At 70.5% G+C, this 18,249-nt stretch carries 17 protein-coding genes; 2 read left to right on the top strand and 15 right to left on the bottom strand.

The features are described from left to right. Window positions 1–91: 91 nt before the first annotated feature. The 4 genes from ACIGXP_RS09810 to ACIGXP_RS09795 are packed head-to-tail and all read right to left on the bottom strand — an operon-like array spanning window position 92 to window position 2,744. Window positions 92–829: a Sir2 family NAD-dependent protein deacetylase gene (locus ACIGXP_RS09810; RefSeq protein WP_363217064.1), complete on the bottom strand. Its 738-nt coding sequence runs from the start codon at window positions 827–829 to the stop codon at window positions 92–94. Window positions 830–887: 58 nt separating this feature from the next. Further along, on the bottom strand, window positions 888–1,148 hold the full coding sequence (locus ACIGXP_RS09805) for a hypothetical protein (RefSeq protein WP_399766134.1): 261 nt from the start codon (window positions 1,146–1,148) through the stop codon (window positions 888–890). Continuing rightward, a complete protein-coding gene (locus tag ACIGXP_RS09800) occupies window positions 1,145–1,639 on the bottom strand; it encodes an NUDIX hydrolase (RefSeq protein ID WP_363217066.1) in 495 nt (164 codons plus the stop codon). Before ACIGXP_RS09800 ends, ACIGXP_RS09805 begins: the two co-directional genes overlap by 4 nt. 28 nt (window positions 1,640–1,667) lie before the next feature. Then, window positions 1,668–2,744 (bottom strand): ADP-ribosylglycohydrolase family protein, encoded by a 1,077-nt coding sequence (locus ACIGXP_RS09795; RefSeq protein WP_399766131.1) that lies wholly within the window; start codon window positions 2,742–2,744, stop codon window positions 1,668–1,670. A 218-nt stretch (window positions 2,745–2,962) separates the two neighbouring features. Between ACIGXP_RS09795 and ACIGXP_RS09790 the strand changes: the two genes are divergently transcribed. Beyond that, window positions 2,963–4,099, top strand: a complete 1,137-nt coding sequence (locus tag ACIGXP_RS09790) for a glycerate kinase (RefSeq protein ID WP_363217068.1) — start codon at window positions 2,963–2,965, stop codon at window positions 4,097–4,099. Between the two features lie 91 nt (window positions 4,100–4,190). Here the strand turns inward: ACIGXP_RS09790 and pssA are convergent, their stop codons facing one another. From pssA to ACIGXP_RS09745, 9 genes are all read right to left on the bottom strand, one after another. Continuing rightward, window positions 4,191–5,012, bottom strand: coding sequence for a CDP-diacylglycerol--serine O-phosphatidyltransferase (gene pssA, locus ACIGXP_RS09785; RefSeq protein ID WP_363217075.1), 822 nt, complete (start codon window positions 5,010–5,012; stop codon window positions 4,191–4,193). 22 nt (window positions 5,013–5,034) lie between these two features. Further along, a complete protein-coding gene (locus tag ACIGXP_RS09780) occupies window positions 5,035–5,691 on the bottom strand; it encodes a phosphatidylserine decarboxylase (protein WP_363217069.1) in 657 nt (218 codons plus the stop codon). Between the two features lie 170 nt (window positions 5,692–5,861). Further along, window positions 5,862–7,067 (bottom strand): acyl-CoA dehydrogenase family protein, encoded by a 1,206-nt coding sequence (locus ACIGXP_RS09775; protein WP_228620643.1) that lies wholly within the window; start codon window positions 7,065–7,067, stop codon window positions 5,862–5,864. Beyond that, on the bottom strand, window positions 7,067–7,579 hold the full coding sequence (locus ACIGXP_RS09770) for a MaoC family dehydratase (protein ID WP_399766125.1): 513 nt from the start codon (window positions 7,577–7,579) through the stop codon (window positions 7,067–7,069). Before ACIGXP_RS09770 ends, ACIGXP_RS09775 begins: the two co-directional genes overlap by 1 nt. Window positions 7,580–7,594: 15 nt before the next feature. Beyond that, window positions 7,595–8,560 carry a CoA ester lyase gene (locus ACIGXP_RS09765; protein ID WP_363217071.1) on the bottom strand — a complete coding sequence of 322 codons (966 nt, stop codon included), beginning with the start codon at window positions 8,558–8,560 and terminating at the stop codon, window positions 7,595–7,597. Further along, window positions 8,557–10,584: a protein meaA gene (locus ACIGXP_RS09760; RefSeq protein ID WP_363217072.1), complete on the bottom strand. Its 2,028-nt coding sequence runs from the start codon at window positions 10,582–10,584 to the stop codon at window positions 8,557–8,559. Before ACIGXP_RS09760 ends, ACIGXP_RS09765 begins: the two co-directional genes overlap by 4 nt. A gap of 9 nt (window positions 10,585–10,593) precedes the next feature. Continuing rightward, the gene (gene ccrA / locus ACIGXP_RS09755; RefSeq protein WP_363217076.1) at window positions 10,594–11,931 is read right to left on the bottom strand and encodes a crotonyl-CoA carboxylase/reductase; all 1,338 of its coding nucleotides are present in this window, start codon (window positions 11,929–11,931) and stop codon (window positions 10,594–10,596) included. 397 nt (window positions 11,932–12,328) lie between these two features. Beyond that, window positions 12,329–13,147 carry a TetR family transcriptional regulator gene (locus ACIGXP_RS09750; RefSeq protein ID WP_399766121.1) on the bottom strand — a complete coding sequence of 273 codons (819 nt, stop codon included), beginning with the start codon at window positions 13,145–13,147 and terminating at the stop codon, window positions 12,329–12,331. A gap of 154 nt (window positions 13,148–13,301) precedes the next feature. Continuing rightward, on the bottom strand, window positions 13,302–15,107 hold the full coding sequence (locus ACIGXP_RS09745) for a 3-hydroxyacyl-CoA dehydrogenase family protein (protein WP_399766118.1): 1,806 nt from the start codon (window positions 15,105–15,107) through the stop codon (window positions 13,302–13,304). A 395-nt stretch (window positions 15,108–15,502) separates the two neighbouring features. On the opposite strand from ACIGXP_RS09745, the gene ACIGXP_RS09740 reads away from it, so the two are divergent. After that, window positions 15,503–16,090 carry an adenylosuccinate lyase gene (locus ACIGXP_RS09740; protein ID WP_399766115.1) on the top strand — a complete coding sequence of 196 codons (588 nt, stop codon included), beginning with the start codon at window positions 15,503–15,505 and terminating at the stop codon, window positions 16,088–16,090. A gap of 39 nt (window positions 16,091–16,129) precedes the next feature. Here the strand turns inward: ACIGXP_RS09740 and ACIGXP_RS09735 are convergent, their stop codons facing one another. Together ACIGXP_RS09735 and ACIGXP_RS09730 are read right to left on the bottom strand one after the other, a co-directional pair. Continuing rightward, window positions 16,130–16,528, bottom strand: a complete 399-nt coding sequence (locus ACIGXP_RS09735; protein ID WP_399766112.1) for a RidA family protein — start codon at window positions 16,526–16,528, stop codon at window positions 16,130–16,132. Between the two features lie 140 nt (window positions 16,529–16,668). Further along, window positions 16,669–18,228 carry an alpha/beta hydrolase gene (locus tag ACIGXP_RS09730; protein ID WP_399766109.1) on the bottom strand — a complete coding sequence of 520 codons (1,560 nt, stop codon included), beginning with the start codon at window positions 18,226–18,228 and terminating at the stop codon, window positions 16,669–16,671. Window positions 18,229–18,249: the final 21 nt, after the last annotated feature.

Below are 18,249 nucleotides of genomic sequence, written 5' to 3'. Positions count from 1 at the left end.
GTGCGGTGAAGATTCGACACCTCCACCACACACGGGGGCCTTCGCCACGATCAAGACCGGCCAGCGTTAACAACGCTCGTGATCAATACACCTAGAGCGTGCTCTCGGCGCTGAACCTGCGGAGGATTCTGGGCAGTGCGGTGCCGATCGGTTCCCGTACGACTTCGTCGGCGCGGTCGTCGTACGGCGTGGGCTCGGCGTTGATGATGATCAGTCGGGCGCCGTGGTCGGCGGCGAGGCCTGCGAGGGCAGCGGCGGGCTGCACCTGGAGGCTGGTACCGACGGCGATGAACACCTGGCAGGCTTTGGTGATGGCCACAGCTTCGCCGAGCACCATGGGGTCGAGCCGTTCGCCGAACATCACCGTGGCCGACTTGAGGATGCCGCCGCACTCCAGGCACGCCGGGTCCTCCTCTCCGGCCTCGACACGGGCGAGGGCGTCCTCCATCGGCCCGCGCGCGCGACACTTCGTACAGACCACGCTCCGTGCGCTGCCGTGCAGTTCGAGCACCTTGCGGGCGGGCATGCCGGCGAGCTGATGGAGTCCGTCGACGTTCTGTGTGATCACCCTGACCGGTATCCCGGACCGCTCCAGCTCGGCCACGGCCCGGTGTGCGGCGTTCGGCTGGGCGTGGAGCGTGCGGTTCTTGCGCCGCATCTGCCAGGAGCGCCGCCGGATCTCCGGGTCCGCCATGTAGTACTCGTACGTGACGAGCTTCTCGGCCTCCGGATCCCGCCGCCACAGTCCGTTCGGACCGCGATAATCGGGGATCCCCGAATCCGTGGAGACACCGGCACCGCTGAGCACGGCCACGAGAGGCTTGGTCATGCCGTCGAGGGTAGGCCGGGCGGGCGTGGCGCCGCGAACGGATAACGCCGCCCACCCCTCAGCCGAGCGTCGCCCAGCGCCGGCCCAGCACCCGTCGGCCGAGCAGCCGCAGCCCGAACGCGGCCGCCGCGGCGGCGAGGGTGGGAAGGCAGGGCAGGACGATGGCGGCGTACGCGTCGTGGTCCCAGGTGCCCGACGGGCGGGTCACCAGTGCCGCCCGGCAGAAGAAGCCGGCGACGAGGGTGAGCAGGGTCAGCGGCACGGCGAGGACCAGGCGCAGGCAGCCGCGGTCGGTGTCGGCCCGACCGGGGTCGCTCATGCCACCCGGTGGCCGTTCTCCAGCTCCGCCGTGCCGGAGCCGGCCGTCAGGACGTCCAGTGCGGTCAGGACGCGGCGGCCGAGGGCGCCGGGCAGGTGGGCGGTGATCTCCTCGCGCGGGACCAGCCGCCAGGAGAGCAGTTCCTCCTCCTGCAGGCGGATCGCCTTGAGGTCGGCGTCTCCGAGGACACCGCCGTCGTACAGGTAGGCCACCAGCGGCGGGCGGCCCTCGCCGTGCGTCCAGTCCACGGCCAGCAGCCGGCCGAGCTGCCGGTCGAGCCCGATCTCCTCCAGCGTCTCCCGTCGGGCGCCCTGGCGCGGTGTCTCCCCGTCGTCCGACTCGATCGTGCCGCCCGGAAGCGCCCAGCCCTCGCGGTAGTTCGGCTCGACCAGCAGTACGCGCCCCTCTTCGTCCCGGAAGAGCGCGGCGGCACCGGCGAGGACGCGGGGCAGGCTCGCGATGTACGTGGCGAAGTCACCAGTCGTGGTCATTGGGGAAGGGTAACCAGCCGTCGTACGGCTATGGGGCCGCCGTCGCCAGGCGCACGGTGCGTTCCGCCAGCGCACTGATCCGAACGCCGTCGAAGCCGAACACCGCGCTCCGTACCGTGTCCTGAAGCGGGTCCTTCCACTGGGAAGGAATCGCCTCCGCGCCGGTGAGGACCCCGGCCACCGAGCCGGCCGTCGCCCCGTTGGAGTCCGTGTCCAGGCCGCCGCGCACGGTCAGCGTGATGGTCCGGGTGAAGTCGCCGTCACCGTACAGCAGCCCGGCGGTGAGGACCGCGGCGTTCGGGACGGTGTGGATCCAGCCGAGCCCGGCGGTCTCCGCGGACAGCGTGGCCAGGGTCTCCTCCCAGGGCAGCCGCGTCTCGTGCAGGGTCATGACGCGCCGTACGGTACGGGCGAGGCGGCTGCCGGCCGGGATGACGGCGAGCGCGCTCTCCAGCGCGTCCCGCACGCTCGGCGCGGTGAACGCCGCCGCGATCAGCGCGGCCGCCCACATGGCTCCGTAGACGCCGTTTCCCGTGTGCGAGAGCACCGCGTCCCGGCGGGCCAGGGCGGCGGCGCCGGCCGGGTCGCCGGGGCGCGTCCAGCCGTGCACGTCGGCGCGGATCAGCGCGCCGATCCACTCCTGGTACGGGTTGTCGTACGTCGCCGTCAGCGGCGGCTTCAGCCCGTTCGCGAGGTTGCGGTACGCCGCCCGTTCCGCGGTGAACGTCTGCAGGTACGGCAGCCTGAGCAGCCACAGGTCGCCGACCTGCTCGGTGCTGAAGCCGAAGCCGTGCGTCTCCAGCAGGTGCAGGCCGAGGATCGCGTAGTCGACGTCGTCGTCCCGGCAGCTGCCGTGGATCCGGCCGCGCACGCAGACACGCCACTCCGGGCGCAGTACGGCGGTCTCGGCCGGGTCGGCGGGCTCCGGCAGGTAGTCGGTGAGCGGCAGGGCCGCGGCCCCCCGCAGATAGCGGTCGATGCGCTCGCGGGTCCACACCTCGCCCTGCTCGACCGGCTTGCCGAGCATGTTGCCGGCGATCCGGCCCAGCCAGCCGCCGTGGATGCGGTCGGCGAGGGCGGCAGGTCCGGGGCGCTGGCTGGTCATGGCTGGGGTCTACCCGTTTTCCCCAGGTTCTTCCCGGCTCCTCCCGACGTCCTCCCGGCTGCCTCCCAGGCGCTTCCCGGCCGTTCCCGGGCGCTTCCCAGCCTTCGGTCGGGGCATGACGGCGAGGGTGTCCTCCGGTTAAGGTCGCAGCGGCGCGACTGGCCCTGACGTGCGCGGGGCCCGGAGAGCAAGGGGAAAGCAAGGTGGCGGACGCTGCAGTGAACGAGACCCGTCGGGTGCTCATCGCCGCGGACAAGTTCAAGGGCTCGCTGACGGCCGTACAGGTCGCCGAGCGGGTGACGGCCGGGCTGCGCCGGGTCGTGCCGGACCTGTCGGTCGAGGCGCTGCCCGTGGCCGACGGCGGCGACGGGACCGTGGACGCGGCGGTCGCGGCCGGTTTCCAGCGGCGGGAGGTCCGGGTCGCCGGGCCGCTGGGCCAGGAGGTGACGGCCGCGTTCGCGCTGCGCGGCGACACCGCCGTCGTGGAGATGGCCGAGGCGAGTGGCCTCCAGCGCCTCCCGGCCGGGGTCTTCGCGCCGCTGACGGCGTCGACGTACGGCTCCGGCGAGCTGCTGCGGGCCGCGCTCGACGCGGGCGCGCGGACGATCGTGTTCGGCGTCGGCGGCAGCGCCACGACGGACGGCGGCGCGGGCATGCTGGCTGCGCTGGGTGCGCGGTTCCTGAACGAGGACGGGGAACCGGTCTCGCCGGGCGGCGGCGGGCTCGCCGACCTGGCGCGTGCGGACCTGTCCGGCCTGGACGCGCGGCTGTCGTCCGTGGAGCTGGTCCTCGCCAGCGACGTCGACAATCCGCTGACCGGGCCGAAGGGCGCGCCGGCGGTGTACGGCCCGCAGAAGGGCGCCACCCCGGACGACGTGGACGCCCTGGACGCGGCGCTCGCCCATTTCGCCAAGGTGCTGGAGGCGGCCGTGGGCCCGCGTGCCGCCGAGCATGCGGCGGCCCCGGGTGCGGGTGCCGCGGGTGGCATCGGCTACGGCGCGCTGCTGCTGGGCGCCCGTTTCCGGCCCGGCATCGAGGTCATGCTGGACGTTCTCGGCTTCGCCCCCGCGCTGGCGCGGGCCTCCCTGGTGATCACCGGTGAGGGGTCGCTGGACGAGCAGACGCTGCACGGGAAGGCACCGGCGGGGGTTGCTGCCGCGGCGCGCTCCGCGGGCAAGGCCGTGGTGGCGGTGTGCGGGAGGCTTGCGCTGCCGACGGAGGCGTTGCTGCAGGCCGGGATCGAGCGGGCCTACCCGCTCACCTCGGTCGAGCCCGACGTCGCCAGGTGCATCGCGGATGCGGGGCCGATCCTGGAGCGGGTCGCCGTCCGGATCGCCGAGGACTACCTGGGCTGAGAACCCCTGGGGACTGAGGCCCCCAGGGGGTGAGGACAGCGAAGGGCCCCGAACCCGTCACCGGGTCCGGGGCCCTTGCCCGTATGCCGGGCTACGGCAACTGCGCCGCCCGAGCCTCGCGGCGGTTGTCGCGGAAGTTGTTCACCCGCCGAGCGGTGGCGAACAGCGGAATCACCGCGCCCATGACCAGCTGCAGCGCGCACCCCGTCTGCAGCAGGAGCTGGCCGCTCGGCGCGTCGAAGGCCCACGCCGCCAGCAGGCCCATGGACAGCACGATCCAGGACAGCATGGCCCCGGCCAGGCGCCCCCTCGGCTTCGGGTACTCCACCCGGCTCACCATCAGCCAGGCGGTCCCGAGGATCGCCAGCAGCGTCGCCACGAACGGCAGCTCCAGCAGCACGATCGAGACGACCGTCAGCGCGCCGAACGGCGAGGGCATGCCCTGGAACATGCCGTCCTTCATCGTCACGCAGCTGAAGCGGGCGAGTCTGAGCACGACCGCCAGCAGCACCACGATCGCCCCCACCGCCGCCACCCGCTGGTGCGCGTCGTCCGCGACCATGCCGTAGACCAGCACGAAGTACGCGGGCGCCAGCCCGAAGCTGATCAGGTCGGAGAGGTTGTCCAGCTCCGCGCCCATGGGGGACGAGCGCAGCTTCCGGGCCACCAGTCCGTCGAACAGGTCGAAGACGGCCGCGCAGAGCATCAGGATGACGGCCGTGGCGGCGCTGTGCCGTGCCATGCCCGCGGACTCGTCATTGCCCGTCAGGTGCGGGATCAGGATGCCGGTGGTGGTGAAGTACACCGCCATGAAGCCGCACGTGGCGTTCCCCAGGGTGAGGGTGTCCGCTATCGACAGGCGGAGCGAGAGGGGCATCTCCTCTTCTTCGTCCACCTCGTCGGCCTCGGGCACCCAGCCCGCCTGGGTCTCCGGATCAATCACGGTCAATGCGAGTCACCCCAGCCACGGTCTTCTGTCCGACCTCGACCGCGACCTCCACACCCTCGGGCAGGTAGAGGTCGACACGCGAGCCGAAGCGGATCAGACCGATACGGTCGCCCTGCTCGACCTTCGTGCCCTCCGGGATGTAGGGCACGATGCGGCGGGCCACCGCGCCGGCGATCTGGATCATCTCGATGTCGCCGAGTTCGGTGTCGAAATGCCAGACTACGCGCTCGTTGTTCTCGCTCTCCTTGTTGAAAGCCGGAACAAAGCCGCCGGGGATGTGCTCGACGGACGTCACCGTGCCCGCGAGGGGCGCGCGGTTGACGTGGACGTTCAGCGGGCTCATGAAGATCGCGACGCGGGTGCGCCCGTCCTTCCACGGCATGATGCTCTGCACCACACCGTCGGCGGGCGAGATGACCCGGCCCGGGGCGATCTCGCGCTCGGGGTCGCGGAAGAACCACAGCATGCCCGCCGCCAGGGCGGTGGCGGGGACGGCCACGGCCCGGGCCGCGCCGGAGCGTCGGGCACGGGCCAGGCTGAGGGCTGCGGTGGCGACGGTCGGGAGAAGCCACGGCGATGCTCCGCGCGCGAGGCGTACGCCGGCTCGGCTGTCGCGAGGTGCAGAGGTTTGGCTGTGGGGCATGGATGACCTTCGTAGCGGATGATGCCGCGCTATGACGGGGGACGGCGGCTTTCCGGGGATCGTACCGGTCGCGGCCTACAACTGGGCAAGCTGGGAAGCCGAGTCGGCGGCCGAACACCGTCAACGGGGTGTGATCTTCTTCTCGAAGAAAACACCCCGTATCCGGACATTCAGCCCTGGAACCGGTACTCTTCGAGCAATCGGCGGCCGATGATCATTTTCTGGATCTCGGCGGTACCTTCACCGATGAGCAGCATCGGGGCCTCGCGGTAGAGGCGCTCGATCTCGTACTCCTTGGAGAAGCCGTAGCCGCCATGGATGCGGAAGGCGTCCTCCACGACCTCCTTGCAGTACTCGGAGGCGAGGTATTTCGCCATTCCGGCCTCGAGATCGTTTCGCTCGCCGGAGTCCTTCTTGCGTGCCGCGTTGACCATCATCGCATGCGCGGCCTCGACCTTGGTGGCCATCTCCGCCAGCTTGAACTGAATGGCCTGGTGCTGGGCGATCGGCTTGCCGAAGGTGTGCCGCTGCTGGGCGTACTGCACACCCAGCTCGAAGGCGCGCTGGGCGACGCCGCAGCCGCGCGCCGCCACGTTGACCCGGCCGACCTCGACGCCGTCCATCATTTGGTAAAAACCTCGGCCGGTGACCCCGCCGAGCACCCGATCGGCCGGAACGCGCAGGCCGTCCATGATGAGCTCGGTCGTGTCGACGCCCTTGTAGCCCATCTTCTCGATCTTGCCGGGAATCGTCAGGCCCGGCCGGACCTCGCCGAAGCCCGGCTCCTTCTCGATCAGGAAGGTCGTCATCGACTTGTGGGGCGCGGTTCCCTCGGCGTGTCCTTCGTCACTCCGGACGAGAACGGCCACGAGGGAGGACGTGCCGCCGTTCGTCAGCCACATCTTCTGGCCGTTCAGGACGTACTCGTCGCCGTCCTTCACCGCCTTCGAGGTGATCGCCGACACATCGGAGCCCAGACCCGGCTCCGACATCGAGAAGGCGCCCCGGATGTCGCCGGCCGCCATCCTCGGCAGGAAGTGGTCCTTCTGCTCCTGCGTACCGTGCTGCTTGAGCATGTACGCGACGATGAAGTGGGTGTTGATGATGCCGGACACCGACATCCAGCCCCGGGCGATCTCCTCCACGCACAGCGCATAGGTGAGGAGCGACTCGCCCAGACCCCCGTACTCCTCGGGGATCATCAGGCCGAAGAGGCCGAGTTCCTTCAGGCCGTCGACGATCTGCTGCGGGTACTCGTCGCGGTGCTCCAGCTCGGTCGCGACCGGAATGATCTCCTTGTCGACAAAGTCACGGACCGTCGACAGGATCTCCTGCTGGACGTCGGTCAGACCGGCGGTCTGGGCGAGGCGCGCCATTACTTCTCCTGCTGCTTCAGCTCCGGGCGGCCGGGCTGCTCGCCGCCGCGCTCCTTGATGTAGGTCTCGGTCGGCACCATGACCTTGCGGCGGAAGACACACACGAGCGTGCCGTCCTGCTTGTAGCCCTTGGTCTCGACGTAGACGATCCCGCGGTCGTTCTTCGACTTCGACGGCCACTTGTCGAGCACGGTCGTCTCGCCGTAGATGGTGTCGCCGTGGAAGGTCGGCGCCACGTGCCTGAGCGACTCGATCTCCAGGTTGGCGATCGCCTTGCCGGAGATGTCCGGCACGGACATGCCGAGCAGCAGCGAGTAGATGTAGTTCCCGACGACGACGTTCTTGCCGAAGTCCGTCGTCTTCTCCGCATAGTTCGTGTCCATGTGGAGCGGGTGGTGGTTCATGGTGAGGAGACAGAACAGGTGGTCGTCGTACTCCGTGACCGTCTTGCCCGGCCAGTGCTTGTACGTCGCCCCGACCTCGAACTCCTCGTAGGTGCGTCCGAACTGCATCGTGCTCAGGGCTCCTTAGCTGGCGGGGATCTCGAACTTCGACGTGCGCTGCATGCCGGCGGCCCGGCCCTTGCCCGCGATGACCAGGGCCATCTTGCGGCTGGCCTCGTCGATCATCTCGTCGCCGAGCATCGCGGAGCCCTTCTTGCCGCCCGCCTCGGACGTGTAGTAGTCGTACGCGTCCAGGATCAGCTCGGCGTGGTCGTAGTCCTCCTGCGAGGGCGAGAAGATCTCGTTGGACGCCTCGACCTGGCCCGGGTGCAGCACCCACTTGCCGTCGAAGCCGAGCGCGGCGGCACGCCGGGCGACCTCGCGGTAGCCGTCGACGTTGCGGATCTGCAGGTAGGGGCCGTCGATCGCCTGGAGGTTGTTGGCGCGGGCGGCCATCAGGATCTTCATCAGGATGTAGTGGTAGGCGTCCGCCGGGTAGCCGGGCGGCTGCTCGCCCACGACCAGCGACTTCATGTTGATGGAGGCCATGAAGTCGGCCGGGCCGAAGATGATCGTCTCCAGGCGCGGGGAGGCCTCGGCGATCGCGTTGACGTTGTTCAGGCCCTGGGCGTTCTCGATCTGCGCCTCGATGCCGATCTTCCCGACCTCGAAGCCCATCGTCTTCTCGATCTGCGTGAGCAGAAGGTCCAGCGCGACGACCTGCTCGGCGTTCTGCACCTTCGGCAGCATGATGCAGTCGAGGTTCTGGCCGGCACCCTCGACCACCGTGACGACATCGCGGTACGTCCACTCGGTCGTCCAGTCGTTGACGCGCACCACCCGCGTCTTGCCCGTCCAGTCGCCCTCGTTGAGGAACTTGACGATGGTGTGCCGCGCCTCCGGCTTGGCGAGCGGCGCGCACGCGTCCTCCAGGTCCAGGAAGACCTGGTCCGCCGGAAGACCCTGCGCCTTCTCCAGGAAGCGCGGGTTGCTGCCCGGTACGGCCAGGCAGGAACGCCGCGGACGGAGGCGGTTGACGGGGGTGGTCATGCGGGGACCTCCAGAGGGTCGAGCTTGTTCGCTTTCCGGATCTCGTCGACGATGCGGCCGATGATTCCGGTGATGTCGAAGTCCTTCGGGGTGAAGACGGCGGCCACTCCGGCGGCCCTGAGCTGGTCGGCGTCCCCGTTCGGGATGATGCCACCTGCGATCACGGGTATATCTGTGGCACCGGCCACACGCAGCCGCTGGAGCACGTCCGGCACCAGCTGGGCGTGCGAACCGGACAGGATCGACAGGCCCACCGCGTGCACGTCCTCGGCGAGGGCCGCGTCCACGATCTGCTCCGGGGTGAGCCGGATGCCCTGGTAGACCACCTCGAAGCCGGCGTCACGCGCGCGTACGGCGATCTGCTCGGCGCCGTTGGAGTGCCCGTCCAGGCCCGGCTTGCCGACCAGGAAGCGCAGCTTGCCCACGCCCAGGTCGCGCGCCGTGGCGTCCACCTTGGCGCGGACCTCGGCGAGCGCGGAACCCGGCTCGGCGGCGACGGCCACCGGAGCGGAGGAGACCCCGGTGGGCGCCCGGTACTCGCCGAACACCTCGCGCAGGGCCGCGGCCCACTCGCCGGTCGTGACCCCGGCGCGGGCGCACTCCAGCGTGGCCTCCATCAGGTTGTCGGTGCCCTTGGCGGCCTCCTTCAGCCGCTCCAGCGCCTTGCAGGGGCGCGGGTGGTTGAAGGGCGGCTGGTAGCGCGTGTCGCGCCACTGCTGCAGCGAGGCGATGACGCGGGCCTCGACCGCCGGATCGACCGTCATGATCGCGGTGTCCAGATCGGCCGTCAGCGGGTTGGGCTCGGTCGTCTCGAATATGTTGACGCCGACGATCTTCTCCTGGCCGGACTCGATCCGCGCCCGCCGCTCGGCGTGCGAGGAGACCAGCTGCGCCTTGAGGTAACCGGACTCGACGGCGGCCATCGCACCGCCCATCTCCTGGATCCGGTCGATCTCCGCGAGGGACTCCTCGACGAGGGCGTTCACCTTGGCCTCGATGACGTGCGAGCCCTCGAAGATGTCCTCGTACTCCAGCAGGTCGCTCTCGTGCGCCAGCACCTGCTGGATGCGCAGCGACCACTGCTGGTCCCAGGGGCGGGGCAGGCCGAGGGCCTCGTTCCAGGCGGGCAGCTGCACGGCACGCGCGCGTGCGTCCTTGGAGAGGGTGACCGCCAGCATCTCCAGCACGATCCGCTGGACGTTGTTCTCCGGCTGCGCCTCGGTCAGGCCGAGCGAGTTGACCTGGACGCCGTAGCGGAAGCGGCGCTGCTTGGGGTTCTCGATGCCGTACCGCTCCCGTGTGACCTTGTCCCAGATGCGGCCGAAGGCCCGCATCTTGCACATCTCCTCGATGAAGCGGACGCCCGCGTTCACGAAGAAGGAGATGCGGGCGACGACGTCACCCATGCGCTCCTGCGGCACCTGGCCGGAGTCGCGCACGGCGTCCAGGACGGCGATGGCGGTGGACATCGCGTACGCGATCTCCTGCACCGGCGTGGCCCCGGCCTCCTGCAGGTGGTAGCTGCAGATGTTGATCGGGTTCCACTTCGGGATGTGGGAGACCGTGTACGCGATCATGTCCGTCGTCAGGCGGAGCGACGGTCCCGGCGGGAACACATGGGTCCCGCGGGACAGGTACTCCTTGACGATGTCGTTCTGGGTCGTGCCCTGGAGCTTGGTGATGTCCGCGCCCTGCTCCTCGGCGACGACCTGGTAGAGCGCCAGCAGCCACATGGCGGTGGCGTTGATCGTCATCGAGGTGTTCATCTGCTCCAGGGGGATGTCCTGGAACAGCCGGCGCATGTCACCGAGGTGCGCGACGGGCACGCCCACCCGGCCGACCTCGCCGCGGGCGAGGATGTGGTCGGGGTCGTAGCCGGTCTGCGTCGGCAGGTCGAACGCCACCGACAGACCGGTCTGGCCCTTGGCGAGGTTGCGCCGGTACAGCTCGTTGGACGCCTCGGCCGTCGAGTGGCCGGCGTACGTCCGCATGAGCCACGGACGGTCCTTCTGACGCTCTGTCATCTATGGCTCTCAGACGTTCCGGAAGCGGTTGATGGCGTCGATGTGCTTGGCGCGCATCTCCTCGTTGCGCACACCGAGGCCTTCCTCGGGCGCGAGGCAGAGCACGCCGACCTTGCCCTGGTGGACGTTGCGGTGGACGTCGTGGGCGGCCTGGCCGGTGTCCTCCAGCGAGTACACCTTCGACAGCGTCGGGTGGATCTTGCCCTTGGCGATGAGGCGGTTGGCCTCCCAGGCCTCGCGGTAGTTGGCGAAGTGGGAGCCGATGATCCGCTTCAGGGACATCCACAGGTACCGGTTGTCGTACTGGTGCATGTAGCCGGACGTGGAGGCGCAGGTGACGATGGTGCCGCCCTTGCGGGTGACGTAGACCGAGGCGCCGAAGGTCTCGCGGCCGGGGTGCTCGAAGACGATGTCGACGTCCTCGCCGCCGGTCAGCTCGCGGATGCGCTTGCCGAAGCGCTTCCACTCCTTCGGGTCCTGGGTCTCCTCGTCCTTCCAGAACTTGTAGCCCTCGGCGTTGCGGTCGATGATCGCCTCGGCGCCCATCGCGCGGCAGATGTCCGCCTTCTGCTCGCTGGAGACGACGCAGATCGGGTTGGCGCCGCCGGCCAGGGCGAACTGCGTGGCGTAGGAGCCGAGGCCGCCGCTCGCGCCCCAGATGAGCACGTTGTCGCCCTGCTTCATGCCGGCGCCGTTGCGGGAGACCAGCTGGCGGTAGGCGGTGGAGTTCACCAGGCCCGGGGCCGCGGCCTCCTCCCAGCTGAGGTGGTCCGGCTTCGGCATCAGCTGGTTGGACTTGACCAGGGCGATCTCGGCGAGGCCGCCGAAGTTGGTCTCGAAGCCCCAGATGCGCTGCTCCGGGTCGAGCATCGTGTCGTTGTGGCCGTCGGAGGACTCCAGCTCGACGGACAGGCAGTGGGCGACGACCTCGTCACCGGGCTTCCAGGCGTTGACGCCCGGGCCGGTGCGCAGGACGACGCCCGCGAGGTCGGAGCCGATGATGTGGTACGGCAGGTCGTGGCGCTTGGCCAGCTCGTTGGTGCGGCCGTAGCGCTCCAGGAACCCGAAGGTGGACAGCGGTTCGAAGATCGAGGTCCACACCGAGTTGTAGTTGACCGAGGAGGCCATGACGGCCACCAGGGCCTCGCCCGGGCCGAGTTCGGGCACGGGCACCTCGTCGAGGTGGATGGACTTGCGCGGGTCCTTGTCGCGGGTCTCCAGACCCGCGAACATCTCCGTCTCGTCCTTGTGCACGGTGATCGCACGGTACGACTCGGGGAGCGGCAGGGCGGCGAAGTCGGCGGACGTGGCGTCCTTCGACTGGATCGCGTCCAGGATGTCCTTCACGGTCACGGTGTTGCCTCCGGCGGTGAGCGCCCTGAGGGAGGGGCGCTGAGGGTTCGTCGGTGCTGCGTTGAGTGCTGCTGCTGAGGGTTTTGGAGGTGCCGTCGGTTCGGCTCGGTGGTGCTTCGGCAGCGCTTTGTGGCGCGGGAGGTGCCTGTGACGCAGGCGACCGGGCGCGCAGGCGGTGGGCCTGCCGGGACAGCCCGGACACCTTCAACGTATGACACCGCGTGTCAGGTGACAAGGCACTGAGTGCCAGAACTTGGCCTCAGATGAAATCTTTACGTAACAAATGAGCGATGATCGATCGAACGGGCCCTGAAATCTGCTGGAAAACAGGCCCTGACATGCCAAAACGGCCACCCGGTCGGGTGGCCGTCGTCACAGCGGGGAAGCGGGCTCAGCGCTCCTTCAGTGCCTCTTCGATGGTCCGCATGACCTCGTCCAGCGGGGCGTCGGTGCGGGCGACCGTGACGAGGACCTCGCCGTGCGCGGACGCCGTCGCGGGGACCGTGGCCGCCGGCTTCGCGGCGGTGCCGCGGCCGGCGCCGATGCCCGAGCCGAACGTCTTGCGTACGATCGCGAAGGCGTGGTCCAGCTGCGCCTCCACGTCCCCCTGGCCGCCTGCCCGGAGCCAGCGCCTGAGGACGTGGTTGTGGGCGGTGACGACCGCCGAGGCGGCCACCTCGGCCAGCAGCGGGTCGTCGTTGGCGTCGTCGGCGTGCGCGTGCTCGTCGAAGTGGCCGAGCAGGTAACGGGTGAAGAGGCGCTCGTAGCGGGCGACCGAGGCGATCTCGGCCTCCCGCAGAGTGGGCACCTCTCGGGTGAGCTTGTAGCGGGCGACCGAGATCTCCGGCCGGGCCGCGTACATCTTCATGACTTCCTTGATGCCGCGGCAGACGGTGTCGAGCGGATGCTCGTGCGCGGGGGCGGCGTTGAGGACCGCCTCGGCGCGGATCAGCGTGTCGTCGTGGTCCGGGAAGATCGCCTCTTCCTTGGAACGGAAGTGGCGGAAGAAGGTGCGGCGGGCGACCCCGGCGGCGGCCGCGATCTCGTCGACGGTGGTCGCCTCGTACCCCTTGGTCGCGAACAGCTCCATGGCTGCGGCCGCCAGTTCTCGGCGCATCTTGAGCCGCTGGGCGGCGGCGCGACTGCCTGCGGCACTTTCCGGCGCGTCGGGCGTAGCTGGTGTACGGGAGGACTTGGCGGGCTGGGACATGACCCGAACGTACTGCATGTGCGCAGTTCGGTGCGCGGGTGCGGGGTTTCTCCCGCCCCCGGGACCGCCCCCGCCCCAGGAGGGCGGGGGCACGTCCGCGGGGCCGAGCAGTCCGCCCCAGTCGGTCTCCGCGTGGGACCAGTCGCCGCCGCCGTCAGCGGCGGGCATACTCGCGGAAGCCGCGGCCGGTCTTGCGGCCGAGGCAGCCCGCGGCCACCAGGTGCTCCAGCAGCGGGGCCGGGGCGAGGCCGGGGTCGCGGAACTCGCGGTGCAGGACCTTCTCGATGGCCAGCGAGACGTCCAGGCCGACCACGTCCAGCAGCTCGAAGGGACCCATCGGGTAGCCGCCGCCGAGCTTCATCGCCGCGTCGATGTCGTCCAGGGACGCATAGTGCTCCTGGACCATCTTGATCGCGTTGTTGAGGTACGGGAACAGCAGCGCGTTCACGATGAAGCCGGCCCGGTCGCCGCAGTCCACCGCATGCTTCTTGATCTTCGTGCAGACCTCGTGGACGGTCGCGTGGACGTCGTCGGCCGTCAGCACGGTCCGCACGACCTCCACCAGCTTCATCGCCGGCGCCGGGTTGAAGAAGTGCATGCCGATCACGTCCTGCGGGCGCGAGGTGGCGCGGGCGCAGGCCACGACGGGCAGCGAGGAGGTGGTGGTGGCGAGGACCGCGCCGGGCTTGCAGATCTTGTCCAGCGTGGCGAACAGCTGCCGCTTGATCTCCAGGTCCTCGGCGATCGCCTCGACCGCCAGGTCGACCTCGGCGAAGGCGTCGTAGGAGCCCGCCGGGGTGATCCGGTCCAGGATCTGCGCGGCGGCCTCGGCGGTCAGCCGGCCCTTGTCGACAGAGCGCGAAAGAGACTTGCCGATACGGGCCTTGGCGGCCTGGGCCTTCTCCGCGCTGCGGGCGGCCAGGACGACGTCGTAGCCCCCCTTGGCGAAGACCTCGGCGATGCCGGACGCCATGGTGCCCGAGCCGGCGACGCCGACGGAGCGGATGTCGCGGCCCCGAGTCGTCGCACCGTCCGCCGCAGGGGTCAGCGCGTCCGGCACGACCGTGGCGCTGCCCGGCGCCGCATAGGTGTAGAAGCCCCGCCCGGACTTGCGGCCGGTCAGCCCCGCCTCGCTGAGCTGCTTCAGGATCGGCGCCGGGGCGTGCAGCCGGTCGCGGGACTCGGCGTACATGGCCTCCAGGACCGTACGCGCCGTGTCGACGCCGATCAGGTCCAGCAGCGCGAGCGGGCCCATCGGCAGGCCGCAGCCGAGCCGCATCGCCGCGTCGATGTCCTCGCGGGAGGCGTACCGGGCCTCGTACATCGCGGCGGCCTGGTTGAGGTAGCCGAAGAGCAGGCCGTCCGCGACGAAACCGGGACGGTCGCCGACCGCCACCGGCTCCTTGCCCAGCTCGATCGCGAGGTCCGTGACCGCGGCGACGGCCTGCGGTGCGGTCAGCACCGAGGAGACCACCTCGACCAGCTTCATCGCCGGGGCCGGGTTGAAGAAGTGCAGGCCGAGCACCCGCTCGGGGCGGGCCGAGTCGGCCGCGAGCCGGGTGACGGACAGCGCGTTGGTGCCGGTCGCGAGGATCGTCTCCGGGCGGACGATGCCGTCCAGCTCGCGGAAGATCTGCTGCTTGATCTCGTACGACTCGGGAGCCACCTCGATGACGAGGTCGGCGTCGGCCGCCGCGGCGAGGTCGGTGCCGGTGCGGACCCGGGCGAGGGCCTCGGCGCGCTCCTGCTCGGTGAGCCGGCCGCGCTCGACACAGCGGGCGGTGGAGGCCTCCAGGGCGGCGCGCGACTTCGCGGCCTGGGCCTCGCTGATGTCGATGCCGATCACCTCGCGGCCCGCCTTGGCGAGGACCTCGGTGATGCCGGTGCCCATGGTGCCGAGGCCGACGACGGCGATCGTCTTGAGCGGGGACAGAGCTGAGTCGGAAAGGGGAGTGGCCATCGCGGGACTCCAGGAATGAGGGTGACGACGAGGAACGCGCCGGGTGCGCCGAGGGGCGCACCGCGGAGCGGAAGGGATGCGGGTGTTGCCGGGCTGCTGAGCGCACACGCCCGGTGCCGCCGGTGCCACGGGCGATGCACATCGCCCGCGAGTGGCACTCGGCAGGGAATCCGACCGGCCCTGTCCCGGAGCCGGGTCGTACTGCGGTACACGTCGTACCGAACCGACCAATGCTCACGACGGCCGCGTCACCAGACCGTCGTCAGCGGAAGCGCGAGTGGGTAACTCGCTCGTCTGAGCTTAACCGGCGGGTAACGAGCGCGCCAGCCCCCAGTTCGCACCGGACTTTGTGATGTAGCTCCCTCCGGCCTCGCCACCCCCCTACGCTGGCCTTCGTGGACGAAGAGTTGCGATCACTCACGGAGCGCTTACGGCAGGAGTCGGGCGGCTCGGCGGCGTACGACCGGCTGCTCGCGACCGAGGACCACGACGAACTCGCTCATGTGCTCACCGCGCCCGGACAGCCGCTGTGGGCCAGGGAACTGGCCGCGTTCCGGCTCGGCCTCGCGGGCGACCGGCGCGCCTTCGAGTCCCTGGTGCTCCTCCTCAACCACCGCGACCCGCCCCGCTGCGCCTCTGCCGCCTACGCCCTCGCCCGCCTCGGCGACCCCCGCACGGCCCGCGCGGCGGCGGCCCTGGCGACGAACGAACTGCGCGTGGCCTACGCCCTGCACCCGGTACGGCTGCTGGCCGCACTCGGCGCGCCCGAGTCCGTGCCCGCCCTGATCACCACCCTGGAACGCCGCCTGCGCCCGCACGACCCCTACCGCCGGGTCGCCCTCGCCTGCGTGGAGGGCCTCGGCCTGCTGGGCGACCCCCGCGCCCGCCGGGTCCTGACCGAGGCCCTGGCCCACCCGGCCCTGGCCGAGGCGGCGGTGCACGCACTGGCACGGATCCCGCAGCAGAAGGAGGAGACGAGGTGAAGGAGGAGACGAGGTGACAGAGCACGCCGCCCCCACCCCCTAGTCGCCCACCACCGCGAGCGCCTCGATCTCCATCAGGAACTCCGGGGCCACCAGCCCGGCCACCCGCACCGCGGAGGACGCCGGGAGGCGGTCGTCGGGTATGTGGGCGGCGCGGGCCGCGCGGATCGCGGGGAGATGGGCCGTGTCGGTGACGAAGTACGTCAGTTTGACGACGTGTTCGAAACCGGCACCGGCGGCGGCCAGACAGCGCTTCAGATTCTCGAACACCTGGCGTGCCTGAGCCGCGGGGTCGCCCCTGCCGACCAGCTTGCCCTGCTCGTCCAGGGCGAGTTGGCCGGACACGGCGACGAAGCGGCCGGCCGCCGAGACGACATGGCTGTACTGGGCCGCGGGGGCGACGCCGTCCGGGGCGGCGATCCGGGTCGGTTCACTCATGGCCCCATGATGGACCAGCCCACTGACAGCGCCCCGAAGCGGGGAACTGCGCGACCGGCCACCTGCATGCCGCAGACGGCAGACGACGGCAGACGGCATTCGACGGCAGACGGCGGCGCCCTCAGCGGAGCGCCTGGCGCCTAGCGGAAGCCCAGCAAGCGGTGCAACGCCAGTCCCCGCGATGCCGCCGACGCCGCCCTCGGCGCCTCCGGCTTCGGGTCGGGGGACTTGGCGCAGACCGCGTCGGCGACCCCCGAGCCCCGCGGCACCCGGCCGTCCGTCAGATAGGCGGCCAGGTACCGGTCCAGGCAGTCGTTGCCGCTCAGCGTGATGCCGTGGTTGCCGCCGCCCTCCTCGACCACCAGGCTGGAACCGGCGAGCAGACGGTGGACCGTCACACCGCCGGGGTACGGCGTGGCCGCGTCGTCGGTCGCCTGGAAGAGCAGGACCGGCGGCAGCTTGGCGTTGGCGATGTCCACCGGCTTGCGCCGTGCGGTCGGCCAGAAGGCGCACGGCGCGTTGTACCAGAGGTTGTTCCAGGCCATGAAGGGCGCCTTGGTGTACACCGCCCAGGCGTCCGTGCGCCACTGCTGCCAGCTGCCGGGCCAGGAGGTGTCACGGCACTGCACCGCAGAGTAGACGCTGTAGCCGTTGTCGCCGGAGTCGTCCACGGCACCGAGGTTCTCGTACGCCTCCATCAGGGGCCCGGACTTCTTGTCGCGCGCGTACGCCGCGAACGCCTCGGCGAGGTCGGGCCAGTAGCCGTTGTAGTAGCCGCCGGGGATGAAGGTGTCCTCCAGCTCGGAGGCGCCCACCTCGCCGCCGGCCGGCTTCTTCGCCAGGGCCGCCCGCATCGCGTACCACTCGGCCTCGACCTGCTGGGGGTCCTTGCCGAGGTGGTACGTCGCGTCGTACCGGGCGATCCAGGCCATCAGCGCGCGGTGACGGTCGTCGAAGGCGTAGTCCTGGCCGAGGTTGTCCTCGTACCAGACGCCGGTCGGGTCGACGACCGAGTCCAGCACCATACGGCGGACCCGCTGCGGGTACAGCTTCGCGTACACCGCGCCGAGGTAGGTGCCGTAGGAGTAGCCGAAGTAGCTGACCTTCGGCGCGCCGACGGCCGCACGGATCAGGTCCATGTCGCGCACGGTGCTGACCGTGTCGATGTACGGCAGCACGTCCGCGTACTTGCGGCCGCAGGCGGCGGCGAAGGACTGCGCACGGTCGAGGTTCGTCCGTTCCAGCGCGACCGTGGCGGGCACACTGTCGGGGCGCACCGTCGTGAAGTGACCGGGCGCGCAATCGAGGTCCGGGCTGCTCGCGCCGACGCCGCGCGGGTCGAAGCCGATGACGTCGTACTGCGCCGCGACGCTCCTGGGCAGTCCCGAGGCGACGAGTCCGGCGAGGTCCAGGCCGCTGCCGCCGGGCCCGCCGGGGTTGACCAGCAGCGGGCCCTGGAAGGTCTGCGCGGTGTGCGGGACGCGGGAGAGGGCGAGCGTGATCTGCCGGCCCGACGGGTCGGCGTGGTCCAGCGGCACCTTGAGGGAGGCGCACTGCAGCGTCGGATAGTCGTCGGTGCCGCACTTCGTCCAGGCGAGCCGCGCGGCGGGGGCGGCCGGGGCGGCCTGCGCGGGCAAAGCGGTGACCGAGCCCGCCAGCACGACGGCGGCTGCGCACAGCACGGCTGCGCGTGTTCTCATGCGTCCTCCCGGGACGGAGGT

Source organism: Streptomyces sp. NPDC053069 (assembly GCF_044546895.1).
Taxonomy (GTDB): domain Bacteria; phylum Actinomycetota; class Actinomycetes; order Streptomycetales; family Streptomycetaceae; genus Streptomyces.
The sequence above is the reverse complement of the archived record's forward strand: the minus strand, read 5'-3'. Positions and strand labels throughout refer to the sequence as shown.